General features: G+C 67.8%; 25 protein-coding genes and 1 pseudogene. 19 read left to right on the top strand and 7 right to left on the bottom strand.

The features are described 5' to 3' along the window. Positions 1 to 612: 612 nt before the first annotated feature. From ACYQ5L_RS40015 to ACYQ5L_RS40035, 5 genes are all read right to left on the bottom strand, one after another. Positions 613 to 945 carry a hypothetical protein gene (locus ACYQ5L_RS40015; RefSeq protein ID WP_459963926.1) on the bottom strand — a complete coding sequence of 111 codons (333 nt, stop codon included), beginning with the start codon at positions 943 to 945 and terminating at the stop codon, positions 613 to 615. Continuing rightward, positions 942 to 1,214 carry a hypothetical protein gene (locus ACYQ5L_RS40020; RefSeq protein ID WP_459963927.1) on the bottom strand — a complete coding sequence of 91 codons (273 nt, stop codon included), beginning with the start codon at positions 1,212 to 1,214 and terminating at the stop codon, positions 942 to 944. The genes ACYQ5L_RS40015 and ACYQ5L_RS40020 overlap by 4 nt, the downstream gene beginning before the upstream one ends. After that, positions 1,211 to 1,531: a hypothetical protein gene (locus ACYQ5L_RS40025; RefSeq protein ID WP_459963928.1), complete on the bottom strand. Its 321-nt coding sequence runs from the start codon at positions 1,529 to 1,531 to the stop codon at positions 1,211 to 1,213. The genes ACYQ5L_RS40020 and ACYQ5L_RS40025 overlap by 4 nt, the downstream gene beginning before the upstream one ends. Positions 1,532 to 1,938: 407 nt before the next feature. Beyond that, positions 1,939 to 2,121, bottom strand: coding sequence for a hypothetical protein (locus ACYQ5L_RS40030; protein ID WP_459963929.1), 183 nt, complete (start codon positions 2,119 to 2,121; stop codon positions 1,939 to 1,941). A 58-nt stretch (positions 2,122 to 2,179) separates the two neighbouring features. Then, complete coding sequence (locus tag ACYQ5L_RS40035) at positions 2,180 to 2,968, bottom strand: GNAT family N-acetyltransferase (RefSeq protein ID WP_459963930.1); 789 nt, start codon at positions 2,966 to 2,968, stop codon at positions 2,180 to 2,182. A 38-nt stretch (positions 2,969 to 3,006) separates the two neighbouring features. Between ACYQ5L_RS40035 and ACYQ5L_RS40040 the strand changes: the two genes are divergently transcribed. The 3 genes from ACYQ5L_RS40040 (at position 3,007) to ACYQ5L_RS40050 (ending at position 5,385) form a co-directional block, all read left to right on the top strand. After that, complete coding sequence (locus ACYQ5L_RS40040; protein ID WP_459963931.1) at positions 3,007 to 4,161, top strand: cytochrome P450 family protein; 1,155 nt, start codon at positions 3,007 to 3,009, stop codon at positions 4,159 to 4,161. Positions 4,162 to 4,270: 109 nt separating this feature from the next. Next, complete coding sequence (locus ACYQ5L_RS40045; RefSeq protein ID WP_459963933.1) at positions 4,271 to 4,789, top strand: GAF domain-containing protein; 519 nt, start codon at positions 4,271 to 4,273, stop codon at positions 4,787 to 4,789. Further along, complete coding sequence (locus ACYQ5L_RS40050) at positions 4,786 to 5,385, top strand: hypothetical protein (protein WP_459963934.1); 600 nt, start codon at positions 4,786 to 4,788, stop codon at positions 5,383 to 5,385. The genes ACYQ5L_RS40045 and ACYQ5L_RS40050 overlap by 4 nt, the downstream gene beginning before the upstream one ends. Before the next feature lie 84 nt (positions 5,386 to 5,469). Here the strand turns inward: ACYQ5L_RS40050 and ACYQ5L_RS40055 are convergent, their stop codons facing one another. Then, positions 5,470 to 6,027, bottom strand: a complete 558-nt coding sequence (locus ACYQ5L_RS40055; protein WP_459963936.1) for a helix-turn-helix domain-containing protein — start codon at positions 6,025 to 6,027, stop codon at positions 5,470 to 5,472. A 593-nt stretch (positions 6,028 to 6,620) separates the two neighbouring features. Further along, entirely contained in the window at positions 6,621 to 7,007 is a 387-nt protein-coding gene (locus tag ACYQ5L_RS40060) for a hypothetical protein (RefSeq protein WP_459963937.1), read from the bottom strand. Between the two features lie 113 nt (positions 7,008 to 7,120). On the opposite strand from ACYQ5L_RS40060, the gene ACYQ5L_RS40065 reads away from it, so the two are divergent. The 16 genes and pseudogenes from ACYQ5L_RS40065 (at position 7,121) to ACYQ5L_RS40140 (ending at position 19,316) form a co-directional block, all read left to right on the top strand. Then, entirely contained in the window at positions 7,121 to 7,291 is a 171-nt protein-coding gene (locus ACYQ5L_RS40065; protein WP_459963938.1) for a hypothetical protein, read from the top strand. Positions 7,292 to 7,387: 96 nt separating this feature from the next. Beyond that, positions 7,388 to 8,206 carry a DUF8176 domain-containing protein gene (locus ACYQ5L_RS40070; RefSeq protein WP_459963939.1) on the top strand — a complete coding sequence of 273 codons (819 nt, stop codon included), beginning with the start codon at positions 7,388 to 7,390 and terminating at the stop codon, positions 8,204 to 8,206. 179 nt (positions 8,207 to 8,385) lie between these two features. Continuing rightward, positions 8,386 to 9,015 (top strand): MinD/ParA family ATP-binding protein, encoded by a 630-nt coding sequence (locus tag ACYQ5L_RS40075; protein ID WP_459963940.1) that lies wholly within the window; start codon positions 8,386 to 8,388, stop codon positions 9,013 to 9,015. 49 nt (positions 9,016 to 9,064) lie between these two features. Next, positions 9,065 to 10,633: a cutinase family protein gene (locus ACYQ5L_RS40080; protein ID WP_459963942.1), complete on the top strand. Its 1,569-nt coding sequence runs from the start codon at positions 9,065 to 9,067 to the stop codon at positions 10,631 to 10,633. 307 nt (positions 10,634 to 10,940) lie between these two features. Beyond that, a pseudogene (locus ACYQ5L_RS40085) lies at positions 10,941 to 11,162 on the top strand (M23 family metallopeptidase); the annotation flags it as partial. 217 nt (positions 11,163 to 11,379) lie between these two features. Beyond that, positions 11,380 to 12,258 (top strand): C40 family peptidase, encoded by an 879-nt coding sequence (locus ACYQ5L_RS40090; protein WP_459963943.1) that lies wholly within the window; start codon positions 11,380 to 11,382, stop codon positions 12,256 to 12,258. Positions 12,259 to 12,295: 37 nt separating this feature from the next. Further along, positions 12,296 to 12,814: a hypothetical protein gene (locus ACYQ5L_RS40095; RefSeq protein WP_459963945.1), complete on the top strand. Its 519-nt coding sequence runs from the start codon at positions 12,296 to 12,298 to the stop codon at positions 12,812 to 12,814. A 5-nt stretch (positions 12,815 to 12,819) separates the two neighbouring features. Then, positions 12,820 to 12,942, top strand: coding sequence for a hypothetical protein (locus ACYQ5L_RS40100; RefSeq protein ID WP_459963947.1), 123 nt, complete (start codon positions 12,820 to 12,822; stop codon positions 12,940 to 12,942). Next, positions 12,939 to 13,463, top strand: a complete 525-nt coding sequence (locus tag ACYQ5L_RS40105; RefSeq protein ID WP_459963948.1) for a hypothetical protein — start codon at positions 12,939 to 12,941, stop codon at positions 13,461 to 13,463. Before ACYQ5L_RS40100 ends, ACYQ5L_RS40105 begins: the two co-directional genes overlap by 4 nt. A gap of 48 nt (positions 13,464 to 13,511) precedes the next feature. Beyond that, the gene (locus tag ACYQ5L_RS40110) at positions 13,512 to 13,808 is read left to right on the top strand and encodes a hypothetical protein (protein WP_459963949.1); all 297 of its coding nucleotides are present in this window, start codon (positions 13,512 to 13,514) and stop codon (positions 13,806 to 13,808) included. Positions 13,809 to 13,819: 11 nt separating this feature from the next. Next, the gene (locus ACYQ5L_RS40115; RefSeq protein ID WP_459963950.1) at positions 13,820 to 14,068 is read left to right on the top strand and encodes a hypothetical protein; all 249 of its coding nucleotides are present in this window, start codon (positions 13,820 to 13,822) and stop codon (positions 14,066 to 14,068) included. 14 nt (positions 14,069 to 14,082) lie between these two features. Beyond that, the gene (locus ACYQ5L_RS40120) at positions 14,083 to 14,727 is read left to right on the top strand and encodes a DUF8175 domain-containg protein (RefSeq protein WP_459963951.1); all 645 of its coding nucleotides are present in this window, start codon (positions 14,083 to 14,085) and stop codon (positions 14,725 to 14,727) included. 288 nt (positions 14,728 to 15,015) lie between these two features. Next, the gene (locus ACYQ5L_RS40125) at positions 15,016 to 15,603 is read left to right on the top strand and encodes a DUF8175 domain-containg protein (RefSeq protein WP_459963952.1); all 588 of its coding nucleotides are present in this window, start codon (positions 15,016 to 15,018) and stop codon (positions 15,601 to 15,603) included. Next, the gene (locus tag ACYQ5L_RS40130) at positions 15,588 to 17,228 is read left to right on the top strand and encodes a hypothetical protein (protein ID WP_459963953.1); all 1,641 of its coding nucleotides are present in this window, start codon (positions 15,588 to 15,590) and stop codon (positions 17,226 to 17,228) included. Before ACYQ5L_RS40125 ends, ACYQ5L_RS40130 begins: the two co-directional genes overlap by 16 nt. Before the next feature lie 306 nt (positions 17,229 to 17,534). Beyond that, positions 17,535 to 17,783 (top strand): hypothetical protein, encoded by a 249-nt coding sequence (locus ACYQ5L_RS40135; protein WP_459963954.1) that lies wholly within the window; start codon positions 17,535 to 17,537, stop codon positions 17,781 to 17,783. 3 nt (positions 17,784 to 17,786) lie between these two features. Next, on the top strand, positions 17,787 to 19,316 hold the full coding sequence (locus ACYQ5L_RS40140) for an SCO6880 family protein (RefSeq protein WP_459963955.1): 1,530 nt from the start codon (positions 17,787 to 17,789) through the stop codon (positions 19,314 to 19,316). The last annotated feature ends 3 nt before the right edge of the window (positions 19,317 to 19,319 follow it).

Below are 19,319 nucleotides of genomic sequence, written 5' to 3' on the forward strand. Positions count from 1 at the left end.
CGGATCGATTTCTTCGGTGCGGGCCGCGAAGGCCTCCCATTCGGCCGCTCGCACGATTTCGCCGTCCAAGTGGGGTTGGACCAGGGTATAGCGGTCTCCGGAGTGGTCACGGACGTCCCAGCGGGCCAACCACTTCACCGGTGAGCCGTCGATCGAGCGCAGTTTCTCCAGCACCGATTGCACCGCTTCTTGCCCGCACAGGCCGGACGCTATCGATAGGAATCGGATCCCTACTGCTGCCGATGTCGCGCCTTCCATGGCGATGGCGGTGGCCAGTGCGGTGACGACGACGAGTGCGGTCCATTGTTGGCGTCCGTGGAAGTGTCCGCACAGTAGAATCCATTTTCGTGCCGCTGCCAGTTTCCAGCGAATATCCCGGATTTGGCTATGCCCCCGTGTGCACTTGCTCGGTTCTATGGTCGGGATGAGACGATTTTTCCGCGATAGCGGCGAGGCGCTTTTCGGCCTGGGCGTAGGCACGTGTCCAGTCCTTCTGCAAGCGGTGGGCGCGGTCCTTGCGGTCGATGTAGCCTACCCAGAATCCGGCCCAATCCGGATCGCCTTCGGTGGTACGGATGTCGTTGAGCGAGGCGCCGCGTGTGGCGTACTGGGTCAGTACCGACAGTCGGGCATGGCTCGGCGTCCAGAGCTTGCCGAGGCGATCACGCAGCGGGGGACGGTCCCGTTGCTGAGGAACTCCGGTACCCACGGTCGCACGGCGCGAGTGCTCGTCTGGTCCTTGGGCAACCGGTCGTCAGGACCGGGGCCGGGCACGTAGTCGGTGGGCCGAGCCGAGTCCGGGTCCTCGGTCGATGCGCGGGGGCCGATGTGGGCGGGGTTGTCGAGTTCGAGGTCGAGTTGGGCGTTGGCGAGGCCGCGGAGCTTCGCGGCGAGGCCGGGCGCTGACCGGGTCGTGAACGCGGCTATGGCGTCGTCGATGGTCATGTCGACCAGCGTCCGGAACCCTCCTTCGGGGCAGCGGCCGCCGGGCGGGTGATGCATCCCTGGACCGGGTGGTCCATCGGCCCTTTGTCCAGGGTGGGCAGCAGCTTCGTCAGCTGCGCGTAGAGCGGTTTGAGCGACTCGCAGCGCAACGATTCGTTGTCGGCGAGGGGTACGTAGACGTGAATGCCGCCGCGGCTGGATGTGTCGGCGACGGCGACACCGCCGAGTTGGCGAACCCAGCTGATCAACAGTGCGGCATCGCGTTTCACCGCGGCTCGGGCGTGTGCGGCGGCTTCGGGGAGGCGTCGACCGGTTTGGGGTCGAAATCGAAGACGAGCGTGCGGGTGCGACCGTTGCCGTTGTAAATCATCACCGCGGCGGGGCGATTGGGCAGATTGCGCCACGTCAACCGCTGTTCGTCAGGGTATTTACCCCGTTTTCCAGGCACGGATGATGGGACATAGAGCCGCATCCAGTGGCGGCTTACGACGTGGAGAATGAGGGCGGCCCAGAGAGCGCGGGCGTCGCGTTCGCCGGCCGGATCATCGAGAACGGTGTTCTCGATGCGCGGTGCCAGTGCTGGCACGTCGCGCGTGTACGTCGTACGGGTCCTTGAAGAGGCGACACACGCCGATCCAGTAGCGCCGGAATTTAGGCGTGCGGTATCCTCGGACCCAGGTTCCTTCAGCAATTGACCGTCCAAGTCAGTAGTGGTTGCTGTGGGGGCCTGTAACACCAATGGGAGATGTGTCGCAGCTCTCCCGTAGGCTTCCGCGAAGGCTCCCGATGCTTGGCAGGCTCGGGAGCTTTCGCCCTACTTGGGTAAGGCCCGGGTCGTATTGAGTTGTCTGGGGCCGCATTTCGAGCGGCCGATCTGGTCTGTCGTGTCAGTCTCCGTCTAGGCGACCGACTTTCGCTTTCGCGAAACCTCCTGGTTCGTGCGGTTCGAGCTCACGTTGCTTGCCGTTGTTTGCGCGCCTGCCCATCCGGGACTTAGGCGGCGTGCTCCGACAAGGCAAGTTGCCCAGCCTGATTCGCAGTGTCCGGCTGAGACTCGAGGACTCCGAGCTTCACCAGTTCCGGGCGCAAGGCCCGCTCGAACAGTTCGCGCTTGGTCAGACCGTGCTGCTTCTTGGCTTGCTCGATGGCCTCGATCATCTCTACCGAGAGATTCACGCCCGTGAACTTGCTCTCGGGCTGTGTTACCGGTCTACCGATCTTCGCCATGTGCATATCAATATCTCGAGCGGACTCGATTTGCCCACTCGACACACCGTGTCATCGGGAGAAGTTTCGGTGCTGCGATTGCCCTGGTGCGTATATGGCGGCATCCGGTTGCGCTCATTTGGACCTGTTTTCGCTGTTCAGCGGCGAGTACTGTGCGCACCGTTGTTCTCGCGCGGCCGCTAGGGGCTTTCGTGGCGGGTTCGCGCCACATGGCCCACATTTCGGGTCGGGCTCCGGCAGGCAGCTGAAATGTGCCGGTAATGCTGAATCCGAATCGTTCGTAGTACGAGACGTTTTCGGCGCGCGTGCACACGAGGTATTGACCGAGGTCAGGAGCGGTGGTGGCGCGGTCTGCCAGCAGGGCGGCCGCGTAGCCCTGGCCGCGATGGCGTTGTGTGGTGCCGAGATTGGCCAGATACCAATGCTGAGGTTGGTGGGGGTGGTGGGTGTCGAGTTCACTGCGTACCGAGATGGCGGCCAGGGCGCGGGTGCGCAGGGCCGGGAGCAGGTCGGGCAGGGCGCGCAGGGTGTGGGTGAAGGGCTGGTCCCAGTGGCCGGGCGGATCCCAGACTGCGACGGCGCCGATGTGGCCGTCGCGGTCGGTGGCCAGTTGGACGCCTCCGGCGGGGAGGTGGAAGTGGCGCAGCGAGGCCTTGAAGTAGCCGGGCAGCGCGCGGTGACGGCGGGTCTGATCTGGCCATATCGCGCTCATGAGGGGGTCGTCGGCGAAGGCTTCGGCGAGGACGGTGGCGCAGTCGGTGAGGTCGGCGGGTGTGGCGAGGCGGGTGGTGTGCACGGTCGTAAATCCTCCTGGACGGTTGGCACACTGGCGGTATGACATTGGGGAGTTGTCCGTTCACGGCCGGCATTCATGACGTCGACGCGCTGCATGAGGATCTCAGGACCCGGGGCGCGGGTGTACATCAGGCCGAGCTGCCCGACGGGTCGCCGGTGTGGGTGGTGACCGGCTATGAGGCGGTGACTCGGTTGCTGGCCGATCCGGGAATGTCGGCGTCGAAAGCGGTGAGCAGCACAGGTTTTCGTGGACAGAATCTGCCGCCTGCGCTGGATGCGAACCTGTTGAACATCGATGGCGAGCAGCATAGGCGGGTGCGCCGGCTGGCCGCGGAGGCGTTCATGCCGCGCCATCACCGCGCGCAGGAGCGGGTGGTGGCCGAGGCGGTGGCCGAGCTGGTCGACGCGCTGCCCGCGGCGGGGGAGATCGACTTCATGGGCGGGTTGTGCGAGCCGTTGCCGCCGCGGGTCATCGCCACCCTGCTGGGGCTGCCGCCGCAGCAGGTGGGGGCGTTCCGGGAGGCGGCCGCGCCGATTCTGAAGGTCGACACCTCGCATCAGGGCGCGGCGATTCAAGCGTCGATGGCGTCGATGCTGGGGTTGGTGGCGGGGGTGATCGCCGATAAGCGCCGCGAGCCCGGTGAGGATCTGCTGTCGGCGTGGATCGCGGCGCGCGACGGTGCCGACCGGCTCAGCGAGGACGAGTTGATGTCGCTGGCGTTCATCGTGATCGTGGCGGGGTTCGAGAATGTCACCTCGCTGACGGCGTTGGTGCTCGATGAGCTGGTGCGCGAGCACCAGGAGCAGGCCCGTGCGCTGCTCGGGCGTCCGGCTGAGTTCGCGGCGTTCATCGGTGGCCTGGTGCGCGCGGTGGCGCCGGTGAATTGGGCGCTGCGCCGGTTCCCGGTGACCGATATCGAGGTCAACGGGGTGCGGATTCCGGCCGGGCACACCGTGTTTCTGTCGTTGCGGTCGGCGAATCTGGATCCGGCGGCCGACGCGCATCATCTGGTGTTCGGGTATGGGCGTCACTACTGCCTGGGTGCGGCGCTGGCGGAAATGCAGGCTGTGCACGCCGCGTCGGCGGTGCTGCGCAAGTATCGGCGTCTGGCACCGATCACAGCGCGTGAGGACTATCGTGTGCGGCCGTCGTGGCTGACCTACGCCCTGGCTGAGCTGCGAATTAAGAGCTAACGACCGATTGGGGATCGGATTCGCGAATTGTCGTGGGGCACACCTAAGATCACGGACCTAATACGTGATGAGGTGCACCGATCGGGGGTTCGGACATGGCACGAGTGGGATGGGCACTTGTGGAGACGCTGGAGCCGACAGGGCTCAGTGTCGTTGCGCGCGAACGAGAGCCGCGGCCGCGGACGTCGTTCGAGCGGCTGGTGGCCGATCAGGTGGAGGGGGCAAGGCCCCGGGAGCCGAGGCCGCGAACTGGCTACGCAACCTGATCGAGGGTATGCGGGCGCAGCCGACGCCGGTGACCGCGTCACGCACTCTGCGGAACCGGCAGACGCTGACGGCGCGGTTGATACCGGTGATCGGGCCGGACTCCGAGCTGTACGGGGTGCACCTGTGGCTCAGTCCCACCGATACGCCGCCGGACGCCGCGCCGCTGTCGGCGTTCGGCTTCAGCTGGGACAATCAGCTCCGACGCGCGGTCATTCCTCCGGCGCTGGCGGCCGGGACACCGCGCACGACGCTGACCGCGCCGGAGATCCTGCGGTTCATCGAACCCGATGACGTGCTGTCGCTGTTCCGCGCTCTGCTGTCCGGTGAGCCGGGCACGCGGTGGAGGGCGCGGTCACGATGAACGTGAGCAGGGCGCGGGTGCCGGCGCAGATGGTGATGACGGCGGGTGCCGCGGAAGCCGAGTCGCATCTGTGGCGTGGGCTGCTGTTCGAAACGGCTCCGCCGGACGGTGTGCGGACCGCGAGTCTGGAAGCGGCTGCGCTGGCGGCGATTCCGCGGATGACCTCGATGCACATGGCCATTCTCGATGTCGCCAAGATGCGGCTGTTGCGGTGGGTGACCGATCCGATGCCCGATGTGCAGTGGAAAGGCATGGTCGATCAGCGCGACACTCCGCATCCCGAGGACGTGAAACGGATCTTCGAAGCGGTCGAGCCGATGTTCAAGGGCGAGATCGAGTCCGGCTCGGTGGAGGGTGCGTTTGCGCCGCCGGGGTGGCGGCTGGGTGGTGACCAATTGTTCGGGCGCGCTCATGCGCACCGGTACCGACGGCCCGCTGTTGCTGATCGCGCAGATTCACGTTCTCGGGTATTCCGACGAGCCGGATCCGGTGGCGGCTTCCGACCTCGGCCATCCGGGGCTGGACGATCCGGCATATCCTCGCCATCCGGTGAAGTGACGCAGGTCGCAAAACCCCTCCCGTTATTGCATAGCTAACTGCTATGCTGGCGCCACTTCCCGGTACCTGTCTTTGACGGCCGCCGGATGCGGTTCATTCGCATTTCGCGAATGAGCTTTCTTTCACGTGCTTTCCGCACGTGCGCATCCCGCGGAGGTACCCATGAGGTTCTTGCACATCGAGCGCGTATCGGCTGTCGCCGGTCGTGGTCTTGCCGCGTGCGCGCCGGATTTGTCAGGGCGCGGTGCCGGGGGCCGGTTGCGGGCGATGTCGTGGGCGGCGCGCACTCGCAGGACCGAGACGGCGAGTGCGGTGGCGAGCGGGCCGGCGTGGCGGTCGAGCAGTCGGGCGTTGCCGCGTTCGAGCTGGCCGACGGTTTCCTCGCCCAAGCCGGTGGCGGTGGCGAGTTGGCCTTGGGTGAGCCCGGCGAGTACGCGCAGGTCGGCGAGGCTCGCGCGGGTGGGGTCGATGTCGAGTACGTCGCGCATGCTCAGTCCGAGCACCCCGACGACGGCGGCGAGTTTGTCGACGGCCGGGGTGCTGGTGCCGGTCAGCCAGTTGGTGAGGGTCTGGGTGGTGACGTCGGCGAGGCGGGCGATCTCGTCGCGCCGCATGCCGGAGGTCTCGATGGCGGCGGCCAAGCGCGCGGGGGTGAATCCGCGGAGTTTGCGGCGGGTCACGGTTGGTCTCGGGTGTTCATGGCTCGGCTCAGCGTAGGCGATGGGGATCGGAGGGCTGTGTAACAGCGATCTTGTTTGGTTAGATTTGTAGGTTACTTTTGATACCGTGGGCCTCGGCCCTTTTCGAAGAAGGGAAGTGAGATGAGCACGAAACGAACATTGACCGTGCTGGCGGCCTTGCCGACAGTGCTGGCTGTCGGTGCCGGAGCGGCGAACGCGGCCCCGGGACAGCCGGGTCTGGCCGCTCCCAACGGCTCGAACCCCGGATTGACCGCCCCCAACCCCGCACCGGCCGCACCGGCGAGTCCGGCGCAGTGGGTGCCGGACGCGGAGACGATCATTCCGGCCCCCAATCGCGCGAAACCGCAGCAGCAGACCTGGGTGCAGCCGTCGGCACCGCAGGCCGACACCGAGACCGACACGGTGATGGGCGGTGAGGAAGCGCCCGCGGTCGAACCGGCGGTGTTGCAGACCTGGGAGCAGGGCAAGTTGCGGGTCGGCGACGGCGTGATCGATCTGACGGGCGCGGATCCGGTGGCGCTGAGAAAGGCCCAAGGCTATCTCGACATGGCCGAATGGCAGATCGCGGCGTTCTACGACTCGCAGGGTTTCTCTGCGGCGGAGTCCGATCGGCGCGCGGCGTCGACGGTCGCCGGAGCGGTGACCGGCACGGTGGCAGGCGCGGCCGGTGCGGGGATTCCGGCGGCCGTCGTGGGCGGTGTGGGCGGTGCGCTGATAGGGGGACGATCGGCGGCATTGCGGGCGCGGCGATGGGAGCGGCCCTGTTGCCGGTGCCGGTGGCCGGTCAGGTCTTCTTCGTCACGACCGGGGTGGCCGGGACCGCTATCGGCGCACTGGCCGGTGCCGCGATCGGCGCCGCCGTGCTCGGTGTGCCGGCGACGGTGGTCGGCGGCGCGGGCGCGGGCGTGCTCGGCGGCGCGGCCGGTAATGCGCTCGGCGGAGGAACCGAACTGGCGCAAGCTCCCACGGTGGAGCCGCTGGTGGAGGTCGCGGCCCTGCCGCTCCCGCTGTCGCGGCACCGGCCCCGGCTCCGGTGGTCGATGTCGTGGCCGCAGGGCAGCAATTCGACGTTGTGGCCGAACAGGTTTCGGCGGTGCATCCGGTGGCCGCGCAGGCAGTGACCTCGCTGACCACGGCAATCGAAGAGATGCCGATGGTGGATCCGGCGACCTTCGGCGCGGCCGCGGCTCCGATCAACGACGTGATCGGAGCAATTCAGGCGGTTGTGGCTCCGGGGCAGTAGTTCGCAGGAAAAGGGGTGTTCTCGGTGAGCGATCAGCACGGGCAGGTCCCGCCCGACGATGACAGCGAGCTGTGGAAGTGGCCGACGCTGTCGCCGGTGACGGCCGGTGCGGCGACGACAGCCGACGACGATGCCGAATGGCTGGGTTGGATCGATGCTGCCGAGGACACCCCCGCTGCGGACAACGATGACGCCCCGCCCGCCGGTGGGTCGGGGCTGGATACGGGCGAGCTGCCCGAGGACCCGATGGCCCCGGTGGTGGCCACGATGCGCGAGCGCGCGCAAGCACAAGCGCGCCGCCGGGCGGCACTGGTTCGCGCGGGTATCGGGGCGGGAGCGCTGGTTGCGGTCTCGGCGGTGGTTATCGGTGCGGTGATCGCGCTGGGCGGTTCCGACAGCGATGCGGCGGCGTCGGCCACGACGACGTCGCTGATTCCAGCGACTCAGACCGCGGCGACCACGACGGCAAAGCCGGTGTGGTGCAAGGAAATCGACACGCCGACACGCGTGGTGTCCTCGGGCCCGGGTGACGAGTCGACGGCTATCGGGGTGATCGTGGCCCAGCAATACGCCTGGTATGTGATGCGGGACGCGAACGCGGTCCGCGCGCATCTGGCTCCGGATGCGGAGGTGGCGTCGGCGGATGCGACGGCGGCCGCCATCGCCTCCACGCCCGCGGGGACCGCGCACTGTGTGACGGTGACGGCACTGGGTCCGGACCGGTTCACGGTGACCGTGGTCGAGCGTCATCCCGACGGCACCGAAGTGCCGTGGGATCAGGTCGTGACCACGGCCGTGCGGGACGGGCGGGTACTGATCACCTCCATCAGGGCGGGGGCTGATTCATGGACCTGCGCATCGACGTCGAAGCGCTGTCGAGCGGCAGCGATGCCGATCCGGATTTCTCGGCGTTGAACGAACCGGCCTCGCCAGGCTCACCGACAGAGGCCCCGCCCTTGCATGGGGGAAGGGTCGGCTGCTGCGGGTGGCATTGCCGCCGGTGCTGGTGCTGGGCTCGGCCGGTGGATCGGGAGCCTCGACGACTGCGCTGGGACTGGCCTCAGCGGTGCGCGGCGGCGACCACGAGAAAAGGTATGGCCGATCGCGGTGGACGCGACCGCCTGCGGGGAGACCTCGCGGTGCGCGGCGCGGACGCGGCCGCGGCGGCGAGCTCGCTGCAAGCCTGGCTGGAATTCCCGCCCGCGTACCGGGAGCGGGGCACGGCGGCCGCCGGATGCGCGGGCCGCGCCTCGTCGGGGGCGGCGGTACTGCCGCGCACCGGCGACCCGCTGCCCAATCGGCATTCATTCGTGTCCGTGCATCGTGATCTGGTCGGGGCGGGCTGGCTGCCGTTCTACGACGGCGGCGCACCGGTGAGCAATCGGGCTTTGGCGCCGCTGCTGGCGGATCCGACAGTGGCCCTGGTGATCACGGTCGCCGCGCGCGCGGATGCGGTGAACCGGTTGCGGGCCGCTCTGAAGTGGCTCGATGACAACTACGGGCATTTCCATCTGTCGGATGCGGTGTTGGTTGTGACCCAACAGCATTCGACGCCGGTGGCCGCGGCTACCGAGCATGTCCGCGCGCACCTGGGCAAGTGGGTGCGCGCGGTGACCGAGATTCCGTTCGATCTGCATCTCGCCGAAGGCGGGCCGGTGTCGTGGCATCGGCTCACCGGCGGGACCCGCAAGGCATACCTGGATCTGTTGGGAGAGCTGCGATGAGGAAAACGACGATCGGCCGCGCGGGACGCGGGCGCTGGCCACGGCCGCGGTGGCGGTGGTCGTGGTGGTAAGCGGCGCCTCACCGGCGGCCGCGCAGACCGAAACCACCACCCCGGCGGCGGCCGACGCGGCGGGCGAAATCCCCTGCACGCCTGTGCATGTGGTCGGATTCCAGGGCACCGGCGACTCCGGCGACAACGCCAATCCGACAGCAGATTCCGGTTTCCTGGGCGGGTCGGTCACCGGGCCCCTGCTGCGGCAGGTCAACAGCGAGGGCACCACGGCGGTGTCGCGGCAGTTGGTGGCCTACGCCGCCGACTTCGGTCAAACCAAAACCTACGCCGAGAGCGTGACCAGCGGCATCGCGACCGGAATCAAGGCGATCTCCTCCTACGCCAATCGGTGCCCGAAATCGCTGATCGCGATCATCGGATATTCGCAGGGTGCGCAGATCGCCGACGAGATCGCGCGCATCATCGGCGCAGGGGAGGCCAATGCGCCGATCCCGGCGACGCGGGTAGCGGGGGTGAGCCTGTTCTCTTCGCCGATCCGTACGAACGAGGCGACGACGTTTCCGGGTGCCGGTACGCGGATGTCTCCGGCCACCGCGCCGGGGGTGTCGCAAACGGTGCTGGCCGAGCTGCTGGTCGCGTCGACGAACGCGACCGCCGGACAGGGCATCTCCACGGCGGCGGTGAGTAAGGCGACCGGCTACGGGGCGTTGACCGGGCGGGTGGCGTCGTGGTGTGCGACCGGTGATATCGGCTGCTCGACGCCGGCCGATTCGCAGCTGGCGAAGATCATCGCCAATATCGCTGGGCAGACTCACTTTTCGGGTCAGGATCCGCTGCGCACGGTGGCTGATATCGCGACCGCGCTCGGTAGCTCAATCGTCAAGACCGGGCTGGAAACGATCAACAATGACATCAGTTTCAGCGGCGGCAAGCTCAACATCGACACCGACAACACCAGCATCCTCGGCCGTCTCGCGGTCAATACCAGCCCGGTGAACACCACCGCGTCCACGACGGCCGACATCATCCGCTCCATCATCAAAGTGGGCGTGATGGGCTTCAACGCGGCGGTCACCTTCGGTCAGAAGGTTCTCAGTTCCAGCACTATCACCAGCCTGATCAGCACCGGTCTGACCAATCCCGCGGCCGTGCTGGTGGATCTGGGCGTGCAGCTGGGCAAGGCAGCTTTGCAGGTGGTGCCGCCTACCACGGTGCTTTCCGGAATTCAGTACATCTTCAATCAGGTCATCTCGCTGCTGTCGGACAATGTCGGCTTGGTCCAGATGGCCCTGGACTTGCGCTACTGGCAGTCCGGTGCGCAGCACACTTCCTACGACTCGTGGCAGGTCGGCGTGGACGGCCAGACTCCGGCGGGTTTCACCGTGAGCTGGTTCGGCGCGCTGGCCAAGGCATTGGACGCTAAGGCCAAAGCGTCGACAACCAAGCCGACTACCACCTCGACGGTGCCCAAAACGACGACGGCTGTCCCGCAGGTGCCCGCACCGGCCGCAACCACGACAAGCGCTCCTGCCGTGACAAGTGCTCCGGCCACGACGACCGTGCGGCCGTCGCTGCCAGCGCCCTCGGTTGTGTCCGGGCAATGAACGGGGAGGTGGGCGACGGTGAGGACGGGACGCGATGAGCTCGGGCGCTGCGGCACCGGTGGCGGCCGGTGGCGTGGTGCTGATGCTGGCCATGACGGCGTTCATCGCGGTCTGGTCGGAGGAGGAATCAACGACCACGTGCACGGTCGACGGGACGGACACAGTGCTGGTCGGCGCGGTCGCGCCGTCCACGACATCGGCCGCCCCGGCGGCCGCGACGGGTGCCAGCGGGCAGCGAGTGATGCCGCTGGCCGAAGGTACCTACACCGTGTCCAGCGGCTTCGGGCCACGGGAGGGCGGTGATCACATGGGCGTCGACCTGGCCGCACCCGAAGGCACCCCGATCTTCGCCGCCACCGACGGTGTCGTGGTCGCTGCCGGTGCCGCGTCGGGATTCGGGCATTGGATCGTCATCGACACCACCGACGAGAGCGGAAAGGCACTGTCGACGGTATACGGCCACATGTATGCCTCCGGCGTCAAAGTGCAGGTGGGGCAAACAGTTTCGGCCGGACAGCACATCGCCGATGTCGGCAACGACGGCCAATCGACCGGCGCGCACCTGCATTTCGAAGTGGTTCCCGGCGGCCGGTTGACCGGCGGGAGCCAACAGACCCGATGCCCTGGCTGGCCGGAGCTGCGACCACGGACGGCAGCGGCACGGGACCGGGCTCCGGAGGTGGCGGGACAACGCCGTCCTGCCCCCGGGGTTCGGCACACCAGGCGGCAGCCTGGACACCAGCAAAGTGCCCGAGGAACTCGCACCGTGGTTCCAGAAAGCCGGTTCGCTGTGTACGCAGGTCTCGGCCTCGCTGCTGGCAGCGCAAGCGCAGCAGGAATCGGGATTCCAGCGCGGGCTGACTTCCCCGGCGGGCGCGCAGGGCTTGACCCAATTCTTGCCTGGTACGGCGGCGTCCCTCGCGCCCGACGGGCAGCCGTATCTGATCGACGCGGACGGTAACGGCGCGGCGAGCATCTGGGACGACGGCGACGCCATCATGGCTCAGGGCCGGTACATGTGCGCCATCGCGTCGCAGATCGAGCAGTGGAAATCCGAAGGCAAGGTATCGGGCGACACCACCTCGCTCATCCTCGCGGCCTACAACGCTGGTGAGGGCAGGGTATTGGAGTACGGCGGTGTGCCGCCGTACGAGGAAACCACGAACTACGTCCGCATCATCACCGAGGCGGAGCCGGGATTCCGGTCCGCGGGCTCGACCGGTCGATTCATCCCGTCGCCGAATGGCGAGCTGGGGTCGCAGACGGTGGCGGCGGCCCGGCAGTGGCTCGGGACGCCGTATGTGTGGGGCGGAGGCAACACCTCCGGACCCACCAATGGCGGATTCGATTGCAGCGGTTTGACTTCGGCGGCGGTATTCGCGGCATCCGGCGGCACGGTGACCTTGCCGCGCACCTCCGAACAGCAGTGGGCCACCGGTGTGGAGATTCCGATGGACCAGGTGCAGGCAGGTGATCTGGTGTTCAGCAACTGGAGCGCCGACGGGCAGCCGGGGCATGTCGGTATCGCGATCGGTGGCGGACGCATGATCCATGCGCCCCAGAGCGGGGAGAGCGTGACCGAGGCCGACGTCCCAGCAGACGCCAAGGCCCGGAGGGTGATGTGAGATGACCACTGCGACAAGGGTTTTACACTCGGCAACCGTGATCGTGGCAGCCGGATTGCTGGCGGTGGGCTGCGCGAACGACCGCAGCACCGACAGCCCGCCGTCCTCGACGACGCCCCACCCGTCGACCGCGCCGACACCGATCACCGCGCCGGGCCCGAAGGCGGGCGACAGCGCGGAGGCGGTGGCGGCCGCGGCGATGAAAGAGCTGTACACGCTGCGTCCGGCGACCGAATCGCCCGGCGATTCGCTCACCCGGATCCGGGGCTGGCTGAGTCTGGCCATGCTCGCGCGAATCGGCTCGCTGACCGCGCCTGCGGCGTCGTTGGAGTGGGCTGGCTGGGCCGGTAGCGGGGCGCAAGTGGATGCGAAGGCCTTCGTCAGCGCGGAACGGCCGCCGAGCGAAGAACCGGGGCTTGCCTCGCGCAAGGTCGGGGTGAGCCAGACCGTGAGCTGGCCGGACGGGCACAGCGAGTCACGGGCACCGTTCACGGTCGTGGTGGATCTGATCGACACTCCCGCCGGGTGGCGGGTGGATGACTACCGGAGCTGGTGAGACAGATGGCGAAGCTGACCGATTCGACGGCCCGGGAGCCGGTGCCGATGTGGAGCCAACCCGTCCCCGGGCAGACCGGCCGCCCGCCGCTGGTGTGGCTGGTCGGCGCGCACGGCGGCGCGGGGTGAGCTATCTGGCCGCCTCGATCTCCTACGCCGGAGACGCCGGGCAACGCTGGCCTACCATGATCGGCCTCGGTCGCGGTTTGGATTCGCCGCTGGTGGTGCTGGCCGCGCGTAGCCACATGCACGGGCTGGCAGCGCTGCATCGCACACTGCTGGCGCACCTGGCGGGCGCGACGCCGGCGGGTGTGCATCTGCTGGGGTGCGTGACGGTGGCCGATATCGACCGGCCGTTGTCGAAGACGGTGTCCACGCGCCGCGAGACAGTCGAATCTCTGGCCCGGGACTTGGGGGCGGTGCCGTGGCGGCTGGGTTGGGTCGAGCCGTGGCGCAACCTCGAACGGCATGAGCTCCCGGCCTGGAATCCCGAGCATGCTCAGGTCCGCCTCGGCGAGCGCGACGCCACCCGCGTCCCTCCGCCGCCGGTGCAGGGCCTGGCCGAGCAGATGTTCGCCACCGCACGCACGGCAGCGAAGACGCTGAGCAAGAAAAGACTTGGCACCGCACATGACGCGGCCGCCGGGTGAACCAATCCCCTTGGCACAGAACACATTCAACAACTCTCACGGAGGTACATGGCAATGCTCACACAATTGGCTCTCGATCTGCTGGCGCAGGATCAGAACGGTGACGTCATCCAGGTCACGACGACAACCCCGCCGGGCTCGGACAAGATTCAGAAGCTGCTGGGCGTGGTGTCGTGGATCGCCTTCGCGGCCCTGATCGCCATGACCATGATGTCGGGGGTCAAGTTCGCGCAGGCCTTCACCGACGGCACGGCCTCACCCGGGCAGAAGATGGCGCCACTGGCCTGCGGTGCCGGCGCGATCATCGTCGGCACGGCCGCCACCTACATCACCTTCTTCAAGTAGGAGGCGTGCCGATGCTCGCCCAGAACATCCAGATGCCCCCGGCGGAGGTGACCGGCCCTGTCACGACGCTGCTCGGCATGTTCATGTGGCTGGTGTTCGCCGCTCTGATCGCGTCCGCGATCTGGTCGGGCGTGATGTTCGCGCGCGTCTACAACTCCGGCGGTGGCCTGGACCGCGCCAGCACGCAATTCCTGGTGGCCTGCGTATGCAGCCTGCTCGCCTCGAGCGCCTCGGCTTGGGCCGGGTTCTTGCTCCTGTGATTTCCGGAGGACCGATGACCATTCGCAGACGATTGACCGGCGCACTGCTGGCCGGATTCCTGCTCACCGCAGCGGCATCCGGGTGCGGCAGCGACGAGGACCGCGGTGGGGACACTGCCACGGCGCAGATCGACACCAGCGCAGCGCCCGCCGCGGCAAAGTGGCAGTCGTACCGGGGTGTGTATGTGCCGTTCACTCAAGCCGGTCCGGCCGATACTGGCGGCCCGGTGCCGGTGAAATACGCGCAGACTCCGCAGGGTGCGGTAGCAGCGGCGATGCAGGCGCAGGCGCGGCTGTCGCTGGCTCCCGATGATGCGTGGAGCCATGTCGCCAACACCTTGGTTGTGGCCGGGCCCGGACGGGACGCGTTCGCGACCGCGCGGGTGTTCGCCTCGATCACCACCGAAGCAGATCCGGGGTCGACCGCACAGTTCCAGGGGTTCCGGATCGAGGGATGGAGCTCGGAGGCGGTGACGGTGTGGCTGGCTACGCGGATGCCGACCGGGGAGCTCTCGGCGCAGCCGTCGCGGATGTTGTGGCAGCGCGGGGACTGGAAGCTCGAGCTGCCCTCTGAGCAGAAGGCGGACGAGCAGGGCCGGGTTCCCACGGATCCAGTCGCGCTGTCGGGTCTCGACGGCTACACAGAATTCCACCGCTGATTATGAGAGGGGCGCGGCCGTGAAAGACACCACCACCAAAGAGGATTCGCAATCCGAAGGCACCTCTGCCGGATGGATGCACAACCGCACGACGCTGATTCTGGCGGCCGGGTTTCTCGCTCTTGTACTCGTTGCTGCGGTGGGGGTGGCGGGTTCGCGGCTGTTGGGGGTGAGGACTCGCCGCCACCTGGTGCTCAGCCGAGCAGCAGCGCGGCGGCGACTTCCACCGGTTCGGCCACGGTTCCGAGCGGATTCGGTCCGCCGTCGTCGGATGCGCTGGGCCGGGCGGTGGCGCACCCGAACAACCCTGCGGGCCAACCTCTTCCGCAGAACCCGGTTCCGCACGGCGAGTACAGCTGCACGGCTGCGCCGAACTGCCCGGTCGTCGACGTCCCGGCCGGGGTGATGTGGCAGGCAATCGGCCCGTTCGTGTTGCCGTTCTCCACCAGCGACGGCCCGGCGAGCGTGGACGGAGTCCTGGCCCGCGGCTATACCCGCACCCCGCAGGGGGCGGCCTTGGCCGCATGGCAGATCCCTTGGCGCGCAGGCATTTCCCGCAGCAACTACGACACCGTGATGTCCGCGCAGACGGTCGGTTCCGCACAGGACTTCGCGGCGATGCGGACGGAAGACAATTGGGACTGGTCTACGCAACCGGCACGCTCGTTGCGGCCTTCGGCGTTCCGGATCACCAGCTGGGACGGCACGCATGCCGTCGTGCAGTACGCCTTGCCCGACAAGGCCCCGAACAGCTGGTATCTGGCGCAGTTCGATGTGGTGTGGACCGACGGAGATTGGAAGCTGCGGGCTCCGGACGCGGCGGCCAACACGATCAAGAAGACGGTGCCCTCCTTGGTGGGATGGACGCCGTGGTGAGACGGCTGTTGGTCGTGTTCGCTGTGGCGGCAACGCTTTTCGTTGCCGCACCGGTGTCTGCGTTGGCGCAGCCGACCACCACGGCCCCCGCGGCTCCAACGACCACCACGCCCATAACCGCGACATCGGCTCCGGCCACGACGGCGCCGCCTACGGCAACCACGACGGCAGGCGCGCCGGTCACCAAGAGCACCGAGGCCAATGATCTGTACGCGCAATGCCGCAACCAGGCCGGCACGGACATTCCGATCTTCGGCAAGCTCATAGAGTGGGATTGCGACATCAAGACCGCGATCCTGAATCCCGGCGAGGCAGCGGGCGAGGCGCTCAGCGGCGCAGTCGGCAAGGCCGCCGACGAATTGGCGCAGGGCTGGAAAAACGGTATCGCTCTGATGTTTTCGTGGTGGTACCGCACACCGATCACGGGCGCGATCAGTGCCGACAGCTCGGGAACGTGCACGACCGGTACAGACGGCCAGATCAGCTGTCCAACCTCGGGCGCGTCCAACCTCGTGGACACAGTGCATTCGTATCTGCGGTACTTCCAAATCGGGGTCTTCGTTGTGAGCGTGGGATTGGCGCTGGTTCGGATCGCGTGGGCGCAGGCCGGGCAGCGGGGTCAACATGTCATGGAAGCGGTGACGCTGGCCAAACGGTCGGTGCTGGTGTCGAGCACAGTGGCCGGGTTGGCGGTGCTCGGCGACGGAGCGATGCGCAGCACGGCGACCTGGATACTCGCAGGACTTGCCGGGGAAGTGGATCCTAATACCGCGCTGGATCGGATCATGAAGATTTCCACGCTCGGCGGATACCTGGGTGCGGGCTTGCTGTTCGTGCTCGCACTTCTCGGGCTGGTCGGCGTGATTGCGCAGATGATGTTCATCCTGGTGCAGATCGCGGTCTCCAACCTCGTGCTGGGTGTGCTGCCGTTGGCGGCCGCGGCCTCGGGAACTGAGGCCGGGCGGCAGGCATATCGCAAGCTGATCGCCTGGGTGACGGTGTTCGTGCTGTTCCCGCCGGCCACGGCGATCGTGTATGGGACCGCTTTCGCGTTGGCATTCGCCTCGGACGACGCGCAAGGAACCCTCGCCGGGATGATCCTGCTGACCTTGTCCGCGCTGACATTGCCGTCGCTGGTGCGACTTCTGGTGCCGATGGCCGGGCAGATGGCTGGCGCCAGCGGCGCGGCCGCGCTCGGCGGCGCGGTGTTGGCTACCGGCGCGGTGCCGTTGGCGCAGTCGGCTATCAGCGGCTCTGGTGGCGGCGGGGAGCGTCCGGCGTCGTCCGGCGGGCGCTCGGACGGGGACCGGCCCACGGGCGCGGTGTCTACGCCTTCGGGCTCGCAGTCGTCGACGAGTGGCGGCGGTGGCGGCGGTGCTGCTGGGGGTGCGCCGTCTTCGGCGGGTGCGTCCGGCGCCGCTGCGTCCGGCGGTGGTGCGGCAGCCGGTGCAAGTGGTGCGGCGGCAGCCGGCGGCCCGGCAGGTATGGCGGCGATGGCGGCTGTTGAAGGCGTGAAGAAGGTCGCCGATGGTGCGCGTAACAGCGTCGGGTCGCCGGAGCCTCCTCCGCCCGCAGGGCCGACCGGTGGGGTTCCGCCGTCGGGTGGCCGGTCCGATGGCAACTAGAACTAGAGGGAGTATCTGATGGTTGAGCAGCAGATGAGCATGCTGACCCGGGCGAGGCACCGTTACCGTGTCGGCCGCCATCGGTACCGCTTCGCACCGCTGCGGCCGGATCCGCACCGGCGCGTGCAACTGCCAGCAGTCAAGCAGGGTCCTGAAATCTGTTGGGGTGCAGACGAATACGGAGTCCAGATCGGGGTTCTGCGATGGCCTTCTACCGGGCAGTGCCGCACGATGCTGCGGTGTTATCCCCGCGGTGGGGCGACCGGGTGGGTGCAGGCTCTCACTGCGTTGTCCAGTCGGGAGGACGTGGCCTCGATACAGGCGGTCGCCGATTCGGCGTTGGGGGTGCGGCTGGAGATCACCTGGAACCCGTACCGCGAGGGTGAGCGCGGTGATGCCGCGGCGATGGTGGCGGAGGTGGCGAGCCGGACGCTCGAGCTGCGGGGGCTGTTGGGCACTCACCTGGTCTCGGCTGCGCCGTTGACCGATCGCGAGGTGGCGGACGCGCACCGTGACACCGCGTGCGGCGGCAACCAGGGCTCGGGAGAGGAGTAGCTGATGGTCGAACAGCAGACGCGCCCGGATGCGCAGCGCACCTATGGCGCCGGTCATGAGGTGCGGAGGGTGTATGCCTTCGGCCTGCCGCGCAAAGTCTTCATCGCCCTGGCGATTTCGGTGATCACTGGACTGGTGATGACCATGCTCGGGTTCAAGGTGCTCGGCCTGGTATGGGCGACGGTGTCGGTGCTGGCGGGTGTGCCGATGAGCGTGCGCATCGTCGGTAAGACCGGCTACGAGCTGGCGTTGCTGGAATGGGCATGGCGACGCCAGAAGAAGTCGGGCCGCAATATCTTGCGCGCAGGCCCGCTCTCGCACGCGCCGGGTGGGCGGACACGCCTGCCGGGCGTCGGGGCCGGTACCGAAATGTGGTGGGGCACAGACAAATACGGTCGCCGCTTCGGGATGATCCGTATGCACCAGACCAGGCAATACACCGCTGTGCTGCGCTGCTCACCGCGCGGGGTCGCGGGTATGGAGCAGGACGCGGTGAACATGATGGTTGCCCAGTGGGGCAACTTCCTCAAGCGGGTCGGCGAGCCCGGGGATGTGGCCGGTGTGGTGACGGTCGTGGAAACCGTCCCCGAGACCGGGGCACGGCTGCGGGTGGAGATGGCGCGCATCGAGCACCCGGACGCTCCGGCGGCGGCACGGGAGTGGTTGGCCCAGGCGGGGGCGGGGCGGGCGGCCGACCGGACCGGATATCAGGTGCACGTGCGGATGGCGATCACCTGGAACGCGCGTACCGAGGCCAAGCGCAAGGATCCGATGGTGATGGTGGCCGATCTGGCGAACCGGCTGCCGGAGCTGTGCACGCTGTTGTCCGGTTCCGGAGTGATCGCTGAACCGATGTCCGATCACGAGATCGCCGCGACGGTGCGCCGCTGCTACGACCCGCGCATCCCGGTGGAGACCGCCGTGGAGGAGTTGATACGCCACCGTGGCGCACCGCCGGACGGCGAGGTCGTCGACTGGGTCGACGCCGGGCCGCTGGATGCCGATGAGCTGCTCGACCGGCAGACCTACGTGCACGAAGGCGCGTTCTCCCGAACATGGGTGATGGGCAAACCGCCGGAGGGGTTCTTCAGCGAGCGGGTGTTGGAACCGCTGCTGGTGGGGCGAAGTGATGTGCCGCGCAAGCGCATCGCGGTGATTCACCGGCCGCTGCCCCCAGCGGAGGCAGCCGAAAGTGTGCACGCTGATCTGCTGTCGGCGCGGGCGGAGGTGACCACCACGCGGGCGCTGGCCAGCGCGGGCGCGGAGCTGAAAGTGGCCGCGACCAACCAGGCCCGCGGTGAGCAGGCGATGGGTTCCGGGGTGACCGATTACGGGATGTTGATCACGGTGACCGCCGGTTCACTGAGCGAACTCGAGGAGATCGGCGATATCGCCAAGGAGATGAGCACCGCAGCGCAGTTGAAGGTACGGCCTACTTGGAATCAGCAGGCAGCGGCGTTCTTGGCCGCTCTGGGGGTCGGAGTGCTGTTGCCCGATCACGCGACCGTCGGTGCGACGTTGAAGGGCGAGTGAGGT

The organism is Nocardia sp. IFM 10818, from assembly GCF_054655275.1.

Excerpts from the sequence above, each read along its gene's own strand:
- ACYQ5L_RS40045 (WP_459963933.1), top strand. The coding sequence starts at position 4,271 with ATGGGCACTTGTGGAGACGCTGGAGCCGACAGGGCTCAGTGTCGTTGC.
- ACYQ5L_RS40075 (WP_459963940.1), top strand. The coding sequence starts at position 8,386 with ATGGCCGATCGCGGTGGACGCGACCGCCTGCGGGGAGACCTCGCGGTG.
- ACYQ5L_RS40130 (WP_459963953.1), top strand. The coding sequence starts at position 15,588 with ATGGACGCCGTGGTGAGACGGCTGTTGGTCGTGTTCGCTGTGGCGGCA.
- ACYQ5L_RS40110 (WP_459963949.1), top strand. The coding sequence starts at position 13,512 with ATGGCAATGCTCACACAATTGGCTCTCGATCTGCTGGCGCAGGATCAG.
- ACYQ5L_RS40050 (WP_459963934.1), top strand. The coding sequence starts at position 4,786 with ATGAACGTGAGCAGGGCGCGGGTGCCGGCGCAGATGGTGATGACGGCG.
- ACYQ5L_RS40140 (WP_459963955.1), top strand. The coding sequence starts at position 17,787 with ATGGTCGAACAGCAGACGCGCCCGGATGCGCAGCGCACCTATGGCGCC.
- ACYQ5L_RS40120 (WP_459963951.1), top strand. The coding sequence starts at position 14,083 with ATGACCATTCGCAGACGATTGACCGGCGCACTGCTGGCCGGATTCCTG.
- ACYQ5L_RS40115 (WP_459963950.1), top strand. The coding sequence starts at position 13,820 with ATGCTCGCCCAGAACATCCAGATGCCCCCGGCGGAGGTGACCGGCCCT.
- ACYQ5L_RS40015 (WP_459963926.1), bottom strand. The coding sequence starts at position 945 with ATGACCATCGACGACGCCATAGCCGCGTTCACGACCCGGTCAGCGCCC.
- ACYQ5L_RS40040 (WP_459963931.1), top strand. The coding sequence starts at position 3,007 with ATGACATTGGGGAGTTGTCCGTTCACGGCCGGCATTCATGACGTCGAC.
- ACYQ5L_RS40100 (WP_459963947.1), top strand. The coding sequence starts at position 12,820 with ATGGCGAAGCTGACCGATTCGACGGCCCGGGAGCCGGTGCCGATGTGG.